Below are 8,221 nucleotides of genomic sequence, written 5' to 3'. Positions count from 1 at the left end.
AGTTATTCCAGAGCTCGGGGCAGGTTGCCCACGTGTTACTCACCCGTTCGCCGCTAGGAGCCGAAGCCCCTCGCTCGACTTGCATGTGTTAAGCACGCCGCCAGCGTTCGTCCTGAGCCAGGATCAAACTCTCCATCAATGATTTCGAGAGTGCCGGCAAAACCGGCAGACCCCGACATCGACACCACAACCGTGATGCCGTGTCCAAAGGAATCCCTCACAACCACAACCAGCCACCCCCCACACACCAGAACGATGCGCGAAGAACAACCAGCCAGGCCATGAACGGGGTAAAACAATTGGCACTGACAATCGGCACGCTGTTGAGTTCTCAAGGAGCAGGCGCGAACGAGGTTACATCCGGAGATGTCGCACTCGTGCATATTCCTAGCCACTTACGAAGTTTTTTGGAGCAGTGCTCGTCAGTACGCCCAAGAAGGGGCCGCCTCGCACCTGCTCTACCCGAGCGCCCTCCGGAGAGGGGCTCTGCCAGCGAGTGGAGCCGCCCTGTTCGGCGTCTGCCGTGCTGCGCTGACAGAGAGAACANTACGGGTGGATGACGGTGGGCGTCAAATCAATCCCCCGATCAGATGTGTGACCTATGTCACACCACTCGCAGAGAGGTTCGTTGTGATGTTCTGATATGGGAGGCTTGGTGGTCTGGGCCAAGTTGCCCAGGTGAGAGCGGCGCACCGTCCGTCCACATCTGTCCGCAGCTCTGTCACCTGCGGCGACGGCTTGGCCGCGCGCTGCTGACCGACGGCTCACCCGCCAACCAGAANCGCCACGGACGCTCGGCGCCCGCGCTGATCCCCACCCGTGGGCCTCGTTCGATCCTTTGGCCGGGCGTCCCCGGCCTCGCACCTTCCACTGCCGGTCCCTCGTCCACTGCCAGCCCCTCGCCCACTGCCGGTCCGCCACCGAGCCCGGCGGCCGCAGGCGCCGGCGGGAGAACGACAAGGGGCCCGCCGCCCGTCACCGGAGTTCCGGTCAGCGACGCGGCGACACCGAGAACCCGCCCGAGCCGCCCGGGCCCCCGGGCCAGGTCCCGGGCGGCGAGCGTCGGCCAGCGGGCCTGCGCCGCCTCGCGGCCNGCGACGACTTCGCCGGCCCGCAGCAGCACCGCGGACCCCTCCCCCACCGGCCCGCAGACGATGTTGAGACACCAGTGGAGGCCGTAGCTGAGGTACACGTACGCCCGGCCCGGCGGCCCGAACATCACCGCAGCCCTCGGGGTCGGCCCGCGAAAGGCGTGGGAGGCGGGATCGCCCAGGCCGGCGTACGCCTCGACCTCCGTGATCCGAACGGCAACCGGCCCGTGCCGGACCGTCGCACCGAGCAGATCCGGTGCCACGGCCAGCACGGGCCGGTCGAAGAAGCCCGCCGGATACGGCGCCGGGCCGGCCACGTCGGTGGCCGGCCCGGGACCCTCAGGGGGCTCGGGAGTCCCCGTCAGTCCACCGCCCACTCGCGGTCCCGGTCGAGGACCGGCCGCAGCGCCGCGAGCTGCTCACGCACGCGATCCGGCGCGGTCCCGCCAGGCGCGGAGCGGGCCTGCAGGGCGCCGGAGACCGACAGCACGCTGCGCACGTCCGCGGTCAGCAACGGATTGATCACCGCGAGGTCGTCGTCGGAGACGTCGTCCAGGTCGACGTCGTGGGCCACGCACCAGGAGACGAGCTGGCCGACGGCCTCGTGCGCCTGCCGGAACGGCACGCCGCGGCGCACCAGGTACTCGGCGACGTCGGTCGCCAGCGCGAAGCCGTCCGGCGCGGCCGCGGCCAGCCGCTCGCGACGGACCCGCATCGTCGCGACGGTGCCCGTCAGCGCGGGCAACACCAGCAGCAGCGTGTCGACCGCGTCGAAGACCGGTTCCTTGTCCTCCTGCAGGTCCCGGTCGTAGGCGAGCGGGAGCCCCTTGAGGGTGGCGAGGAAGCCGGTCAGCCCGCCGATGAGCCGGCCGGACTTGCCCCGGGCGAGCTCGGCGACGTCCGGGTTCTTCTTCTGCGGCATGATCGAGCTGCCGGTCGCGAAGGCGTCGTCCAGCTCGACCCAGCCGAACTCGCGGGTCGTCCAGAGCACGATCTCCTCGCCGAGGCGGGACAGGTGCACCCCGATCAGCGCGGCCACGAACAGGAACTCTGCGGCGAAGTCGCGGTCCGACACGGCGTCGAGCGAGTTTTCGAACGCCCGGTCGAATCCCAACTCGGCGGNAACGCCCCGCGGGTCCAGCGGCAGCGACGAGCCAGCCAGCGCCCCGGCGCCGAGCGCGCTCACCGACGCCCGACGGTCCCAGTCCCGCAGCCGGTCGGTGTCCCGCACGAACGCCTGCACGTGGGCGAGCAACTGGTGGCCGAACGAGATCGGCTGGGCGTGCTGCAGGTGGGTCATCCCCGGCGCCGGGGTGTCCACGTGCTGCCCGGCGACGGTGACCAGCGCCTCGGACAGCTCCGTCAGTCGGGCCGCCACCTGACGGGCGTGCTCGCGCAGGTACAGGCGCAGGTCGGTGGCGACCTGGTCGTTGCGGCTGCGGCCGGCGCGCAGCTTGCCACCGAGCGCGCCGAGCCGCTCCAGCAGCCCGCGTTCGAGGGCGGTGTGGACGTCCTCGTCCTCGACCGTGGGCCGGAACCGGCCCTGGGCGACCGCGTCGGACAGGTCGTCGATGGCGGCGAGCATCGCGGTGAGCTCGGCGTCGTCGAGCAGGCCGGCCCGGTGCAGCACCCGGGCGTGCGACTTCGAGGCGAGCAGGTCGTACGGCGCGAGCCGCCAGTCGAACTGGACGCTCACCGACAGCCGGGCGAGCGCCTCCGCCGGGCCGCCGGCGAACCGCCCGCCCCACAGCCGCATCGGCGCGCCGGGCGCCGCCCCGCCGGCGAGCACCCCGCCGGCGGGCGCGTCCGCGTCGGTGGCCCCGCCGGCGGCTGGTGCAGCGGACGGCTTCGGCGCCGCCGCATCCTCGGAGTGATCCGTCGAGGTCACGGGTTCAGCCGCTGCTCACGGGCCGCCCAGACCTTCGTCGGCAGGCCCCAGAGCTCGATGAACCCGCGCGCGTCACCCTGATCGAACTGGTCGCCGGCGTCGTAGGTGGCCAGGGCGTGGTCGTAGAGGCTGCCCGGGCTGCGCCGGCCGACGACCTGGGCGACCCCGCCCGCGAGCCGCAGCCGCACGTCCCCGGTGACCCCGGCGCTCGCCGAGTCGACGAAGGCGTCGAGGGCGGCCTTGAGCGGCGAGTACCACAGACCGTCGTAGACGATCTCGCCCCAGCGCTGGTCGACGCCCCGCTTGAACCGAGCGACGTCGCGCTCGAGGGTGAGGTCCTCCAGGTCACGGTGCGCGGTCAGCAGGGTGATCGCCGCCGGGCACTCGTAGATCTCCCGGCTCTTGATCCCGACCAGGCGGTCCTCGATCAGGTCGATCCGGCCGACGCCGTGCGCGCCCGCGCGGGTGTTGAGCTCGGCGACGAGCTCGGCCAGCGGCAGGGAACGCCCGTCCAGACCGGTCGGGATGCCGTCGGTGAAGGAGATCGTCACCTCGTCGGGAGTCCGGGCGACNGTCGGGTCCGCCGAGTAGACGAAGACGTCCTCCGGCGGCTGCGCCCACGGGTCCTCGAGGATGCCGCACTCGGCGGTGCGCCCCCACAGGTTCTGGTCGATCGAGTACGGCGAGCGCTTGGACACGTCGATGGGCAGCCCGCGCTCCTCGGCGAAGGCGATCGCCTTGTCCCGGGTCATGCCCGAGTCGCGCACCGGGGCCAGCACCTTCAGCCCGGGCGCCAGCGCCGACACGCCGACCTCGAACCGCACCTGGTCGTTGCCCTTGCCGGTGNAGCCGTGGGCGATCGCGTCCGCGCCGTGCTCGCGGGCGGCCGCGACGAGGTGCTTGACGATGATCGGCCGCGACAGCGACGAGATCAACGGGTACCGGTCCATGTACAGCGCGTTGCTCCGGATCGCCGGGGCAACGAAGGACTCGGCGAACTCCGTGCGGGCGTCAACCACGATCGACTCGACGGCGCCGCAGGTGAGGGCGCGCTGGCGGATGGCCTCGAGGTCCTCGCCGCCCTGGCCGACATCGACCGCCAGCGCGACGACCTCGGCGCCGGTCTCGGCGCCGATCCAGCCGATGGCCACGGACGTGTCGAGGCCGCCCGAGTAGGCAAGCACGACGCGTTCGGTCACGGGACTTACTCCTTATGTCGGATTGCGCGGAAGATCATCATCAGGTGTGCCGGTGTCGGTACCCGCCAGGACCGCCCCGCCCGCCGGCGGGGTGCGTGGGCGGGCCTGGGCGGCGGCGGCCACGCTCGGCACGGCGCGGGCGCGCCCGTCGGCGAGCCGTAGCAGGTGGGCGGCCAGGCCCGGGCCGCCCGCGACCGGGGCCTGGCCCGCGGACGGTCCGACCGGCGGCGCCTCCCCCGGGCTCTCCCCGTCGGCCGGGGCAACCCCGGAGATGCTCCCATCCCCGGGGGCGGGCAGCTGCGCCCGGCAGACGACGAGGACCGTGTCGTCCCCGGCGATCGTGCCCATGACCGCCGGCAGCGCCTCCCGGTCCAGCGCGGAGGCGAAGAGCTGGGCGGCCCCGGGCGGGGTGCGCAGGACGACGAGGTCGCCGTTGGCCTCCGCCGAGACCAGCAGCTCCTCGCACAGCCGGGTCAACGGAAGCCGGACGATCTCCGCCGGCGCGAGGTTCACGTCGACGGCGTAGACCAGCCCGCCGTCGGCGCCGCGCACCTTCGTCGCCCCGATCTCCTCCAGGTCACGGGACAGGGTGGCCTGGGTGACCTGGACGCCCTCGGTCGCGAGCAGGCGGGCGAGCTCCGACTGCGAACGCACCGGCCGCTGCGCGATCAGCGCCGCCAGCCGCGCCTGCCGGGCGTGCTTGGTCAGCGGAGCGGCCCGCCGCACCTCCGCCCCCGCGCCCGCCGTGGTCATCGGACCGTGCCCTCCCCAGCGGCAATGCCCTCCCCGGCGGCAGTGCCCTCCCCGGCAGACGAGCCCGCCCCCGTCGACGGCGNCGCGAGCAGGAGCGAGAGCAGGGCCTTCTGCGCGTGCAGCCGGTTCTCGGCCTGGTCGAACACGACCGAGTGCGGCCCGTCGAGCACCGACGCGGCGATCTCCAGCTCCCGGTGCGCCGGCAGGCAGTGNATGACCAGCACGTCCGGCCGGGCGGCCTCGACGGCCTTCTCGTCGAGCTGGTAGGGCTGGAACACCAACGAGCGGCTGTCCGACTCGCCCTCCTGGCCCATCGACGCCCACACGTCGGTGTAGAGCACGTCGGCGCCGGCGGCCGCCTCCAGCGCGTCGTGCATGACGAGCGCCTCGCCGCCGGTGGCCGCGCCGATCTCGTTGGCGTGCCGGACGACCTGCTCGAACGGCTCGTAGCCGGGCGGAGAGGCCACGTGCACCCGCATCCCCGCGAGCGCCCCGGCGAGCAGCAACGAATGCGCCACGTTGTTGCCGTCGCCGAGGTAGGTCAGGGTGAGCCCGGCGAGCCTGCCCCGGCGCTCCCGGATCGTCTGCAGGTCGGCCAGCGCCTGGCAGGGGTGGGCATGGTCGGACAGCGCGTTGACGACCGGCACGCTCGCCGCGGCCGCGAGCCGCTCGAGGCGCTCCTGGGCGAAGGTGCGCACGACGATCGCGTCGACGTACCGGCTGAGCACGGCGGCGGTGTCCTCGATCGTCTCGCCGCGGCCGAGCTGGGTGCTCGCCGCGTCGATGACGACCGGATGGCCGCCGAGCTCGGCGACGCCGACGTCGAACGACAGCCGGGTGCGGGTCGAGGGCTTCTCGAACAGCAGGGCCACCGACCGCCCGGCGAGCGGGCGGTCCGCCGGCCCGGGGGCGCGGCGGCGGGCCTTGAGCTGGTCGGCGACGTCGAGAACGGCGGCCTGCTCCGCGGAGGTCAGGTCGGTGTCGAGAAGGAAGTGTCGGGCCGTCATGCGCCGACCTTAGAGGCTTGCTCCGACAGGCTCGCGCCATCGCGCGCGGCGCCGACGATCGCGGGCAGCGCCGCGACGAAGGCGTCCGCCTCGGCGTCGGTGAGGATCAGTGGCGGGGCGAGCCGGACGGCGTCCGGGGCGACCGCGTTGACCAGATAGCCCGCCGCGCGGGCCGCCGTCTCCACCGCCGGGGCGAACGGGCCGGCGAGCTCGATCGCCCGCCACAGGCCCACGCCGCGCACCCCGACGATCCCCGGGATCCCCGCCGCGACGATCTGCGCGGCGAGCCGGTCGCCCAGCCGCGTCGCGTGGTCGAGCAGCCCCTCGGTGGTGATCGTGTCGAGCACGGCCAGGGCCGCCGCGCAGACGATCGGGCCGCCGCCGAACGTGCTGCCGTGATCGCCGGGGCGCAGCAGGTCCGCCGCGGCACCGATGCCGATGCAGGCGCCGATCGGCAGGCCNCCGCCGAGGNCCTTGGCGAGGGTGACGACGTCGGGTTGGACGCCGACGGCCTGGTGGGCGAACCAGGAGCCGGTCCGGCCGATGCCGCTCTGCACCTCGTCGAACACCAGCAGGGCTCCGGCGTCGTCGCAGGCCGCCCGCGCCTGCGCCAGGTAGCCCGGCGGCGGCGGCACCACGCCGGCCTCCCCGAGGGTCGGCTCCAGGAACACCGCCGAGGTCCGCTCGCCGACCGCGGCCCGCAGCGCGGCGGCGTCGCCGTAGGGCACGAACCGCACGCCGGGCAGCAGCGGCTCGAACGGCGCGCGCTTGGCCGGCTGCCCGGTGATGGACAGCGCGCCGAGGGTACGGCCGTGGAACGAGCCCTCGGCGGCGACGATCTCCGGCCGGCCAGTACGCCGCGCGATCTTGATGGCGGCCTCGTTGGCCTCGGCTCCGGAGTTGGCGAAGAAGATCTTCGCACCGCTGGCGGGCAGGCCCGGGGCCGGGGCGCCCGCGGCGAGCAGCTCGACGAGCCGTTCGGCCAGGCGCACCTGCGGCTCGTTGGCGTACAGGTTCGACACGTGGCCGAGCGTGTCGAACTGGTCGACGACGGCGGCCCGGATCGCCGGATGGCTGTGGCCGAGCACGCTGACGGCGATCCCGCCGAGCAGGTCGAGGTACTCGCGCCCGGCGTCGTCCCACACCCGGGTGCCCTTCCCGCGGATCAGGGAGATCGTCGGACGGCCGTAGGTCGCCATCACGACGGCGTCGCGCCGGGCAAGCAGATCGGCGGTCATGGCCGTCCTCCGGTCTCGTGGGCGGTTGGTCCGACGGCCGGTGCGGGCACGGCGGCCGGTGCGGGGGGCGGGGGCGCGGTCGGGACGGCGGCGGGTCCGGCCAGGTCGCGATCGGGAGTGATCAGGGTGCCGATGCCGTCGTCGGTGAAGATCTCCAGCAGCACGGCGTGCGGCACCCGGCCGTCGAGCACGTGCGCCTGCGGCACGCCGCCGCGCACCGCCCGCCGGCACGCCTCCATCTTCGGAATCATGCCGGCCGCGAGCGTGGGCAGGAGCTGTTCGAGCTCTGTGATGCTCAGCTCGCTGAGCACCTCGTCGCTGGTCGGCCAGTCCGCGTACAGCCCCTCGACGTCGGTGAGGACGACGAGCTTGGTGGCGCCGAGGGCGACGGCGAGCTCCGCGGCGGCCGTGTCGGCGTTGACGTTGTAGACGCCGCCGTCGATCCCGCGGGCGACCGACGCGACGACGGGCACCTTGCCGGAGTCGAGCAGGGCGTTGACCGTCTCGGCCCGGACCTCGACGATGTCGCCGACGAGGCCGACGTCGACCTCCTCCCCGTCGACGATCGCGGGGCGTCGGCGCGCGGTGAACAGGTTCGCGTCCTCGCCCGACAGGCCCACGGCGAACGGGCCGTGGTCGTTGACCAGGCCGACGACGTCCCGGTTGACCTGGCCGAGCAGCACCATCCGCACGACGTCCATGGTCTCCGGCGTGGTGACCCGCAGGCCGCCGACGAACGTCGACTCGACGCCGAGGCGCGCCAGGTGCGCGGTGATCTGCGGGCCGCCGCCGTGGACGACCACCACCCGCAGCCCCGAGTAGCGCAGGAAGACGATGTCGGCGGCGAACGCGGCGCGCAGCGCGGGCTCGGTCATCGCGTTGCCGCCGTACTTGATGACGATCGTGGCGCCCTGGAAGCGGGACAGCCACGGCAGCGCCTCGATGAGGACCTGGGTCTTGGCCAGCGCCGCGTGCCCGCGGGCGGTCGCCGCCGGGCCCCGGCCGGCGCCGGCGGTGGTGGGGGCGGTGTCGGTCATGTGGAGTA

Annotated in this window: 7 protein-coding genes, 1 rRNA gene and 6 pseudogenes; all 14 read right to left on the bottom strand. The window is 73.5% G+C overall.

From position 1 onward, the window contains the following. Positions 1-139: ribosomal RNA gene (locus FF86_RS23125) — 16S ribosomal RNA — on the bottom strand; the annotation flags it as partial. Between the two features lie 643 nt (positions 140-782). Beyond that, a pseudogene (locus FF86_RS55610) lies at positions 783-1,093 on the bottom strand (DNA-3-methyladenine glycosylase); the annotation flags it as partial. A 1-nt stretch (position 1,094) separates the two neighbouring features. Further along, the coding region (locus FF86_RS55605; protein WP_242419344.1) for a DNA-3-methyladenine glycosylase at positions 1,095-1,408 on the bottom strand (314 nt) is incomplete at its 3' end. A gap of 44 nt (positions 1,409-1,452) precedes the next feature. Further along, a pseudogene (gene argH, locus FF86_RS55600) lies at positions 1,453-2,213 on the bottom strand (argininosuccinate lyase); the annotation flags it as partial. Between the two features lies 1 nt (position 2,214). Then, a partial coding sequence (locus FF86_RS55595) for a lyase family protein (protein WP_242419339.1) occupies positions 2,215-2,979 on the bottom strand: 765 nt, incomplete at its 3' end. Next, a pseudogene (locus FF86_RS55590) lies at positions 2,976-3,551 on the bottom strand (argininosuccinate synthase); the annotation flags it as partial. The pseudogene FF86_RS55590 and the gene FF86_RS55595, both read right to left, overlap by 4 nt. A 1-nt stretch (position 3,552) precedes the next feature. Beyond that, a pseudogene (locus tag FF86_RS55585) lies at positions 3,553-3,825 on the bottom strand (argininosuccinate synthase domain-containing protein); the annotation flags it as partial. A gap of 1 nt (position 3,826) precedes the next feature. Then, positions 3,827-4,178 (bottom strand): argininosuccinate synthase domain-containing protein (locus FF86_RS55580; protein WP_242419338.1); only part of this gene is annotated, 352 nt, incomplete at its 3' end. 12 nt (positions 4,179-4,190) lie between these two features. Beyond that, positions 4,191-4,931: an arginine repressor gene (argR, locus tag FF86_RS23105; RefSeq protein ID WP_044886918.1), complete on the bottom strand. Its 741-nt coding sequence runs from the start codon at positions 4,929-4,931 to the stop codon at positions 4,191-4,193. Between the two features lie 83 nt (positions 4,932-5,014). Next, a pseudogene (locus FF86_RS55575) lies at positions 5,015-5,143 on the bottom strand (ornithine carbamoyltransferase); the annotation flags it as partial. Between the two features lies 1 nt (position 5,144). Further along, on the bottom strand, positions 5,145-5,938 hold a 794-nt coding region (argF, locus tag FF86_RS23100), incomplete at its 3' end, for an ornithine carbamoyltransferase (RefSeq protein ID WP_242419337.1). Then, positions 5,935-6,399: pseudogene (locus tag FF86_RS55570) on the bottom strand (aminotransferase class III-fold pyridoxal phosphate-dependent enzyme); the annotation flags it as partial. The pseudogene FF86_RS55570 and the gene argF, both read right to left, overlap by 4 nt. Positions 6,400-6,410: 11 nt before the next feature. After that, on the bottom strand, positions 6,411-7,176 hold a 766-nt coding region (locus FF86_RS55565), incomplete at its 3' end, for an aminotransferase class III-fold pyridoxal phosphate-dependent enzyme (protein ID WP_242419336.1). Beyond that, on the bottom strand, positions 7,173-8,213 hold the full coding sequence (gene argB / locus FF86_RS23090) for an acetylglutamate kinase (RefSeq protein ID WP_052681273.1): 1,041 nt from the start codon (positions 8,211-8,213) through the stop codon (positions 7,173-7,175). The genes FF86_RS55565 and argB, both read right to left, overlap by 4 nt. Positions 8,214-8,221 lie beyond the last annotated feature (8 nt).

The sequence above is a fragment of the Frankia sp. CpI1-P genome (genome assembly GCF_001421075.1).
Classification (GTDB): domain Bacteria; phylum Actinomycetota; class Actinomycetes; order Frankiales; family Frankiaceae; genus Frankia; species Frankia torreyi.
This window is presented reverse-complemented; position numbering and strand designations above follow the sequence as displayed.